We start from the raw sequence: 625 nt of genomic DNA, 5'->3' as shown, positions 1-625 counted from the left end.
CGCCGTTGAGCTTGTATTTGATGACGTATGTGGTTGTGGTGGTCACAGCTTTTTTCCTGTCAGGTGTTCGGGTCAGCTCAGCTTGCTGCTGGTACGACGAACGATACGGATCTTGTGGGACAACGCAGGCTTGCGGGTCACGCTGATGGCGCGACGGGTCACCACATCCAGGGTGATGTTCCAGAAGCCGGTGCTCGGTGCGGTGATCTTGGCCGGGAATTTATCAAATGCGCCGCCGTGGTAGGTATGGCGGCCGCCGTTTTTGAAACTGCGAAAGTTCGCATCACTCATCAGGCGAATATTGCAGGTCTGCGAGCATTCGATGACGACAATGTCTCCCTCGTTGAGGTGCTCACGCTGGTGGATGAATTTCATGAGGTGTCTCCAGAAGGGCTTTTTCTGAAAAATCAGAACGATACGTAGGTTAAGATGGAGTTTATCAGCCCCAGCGCGTTTATTATCGGGCCGTCGTCGACGACTTCGACAATTTAAAACAGTTATTTACCGAGTTATCACAGATAAATCCTACGTTGGTGGGAGAAAATTACCATCCCCGCTGTCGTAGGGTCTTTATCGGAGGTTTTTGTATGAAGTGGAGTGTGTTGGTGCTGGCCTTGGCAATAGG

The 625-nt window shown here is 51.2% G+C and carries 1 protein-coding gene; it reads right to left on the bottom strand.

Annotated elements, in window-relative coordinates:
* Positions 1–72 precede the first annotated feature (72 nt).
* Positions 73–375: a DUF1883 domain-containing protein gene (locus tag GIW04_RS31150; protein ID WP_003191319.1), complete on the bottom strand. Its 303-nt coding sequence runs from the start codon at positions 373–375 to the stop codon at positions 73–75.
* Between the last annotated feature and the right edge of the window lie 250 nt (positions 376–625).

The sequence above is a fragment of the Pseudomonas sp. PA-4-8C genome (assembly GCF_021606625.1).
Taxonomy (GTDB): Bacteria; Pseudomonadota; Gammaproteobacteria; order Pseudomonadales; family Pseudomonadaceae; genus Aquipseudomonas; species Aquipseudomonas lactis.
The sequence above is the reverse complement of the archived record's forward strand: the minus strand, read 5'-3'. Positions and strand labels throughout refer to the sequence as shown.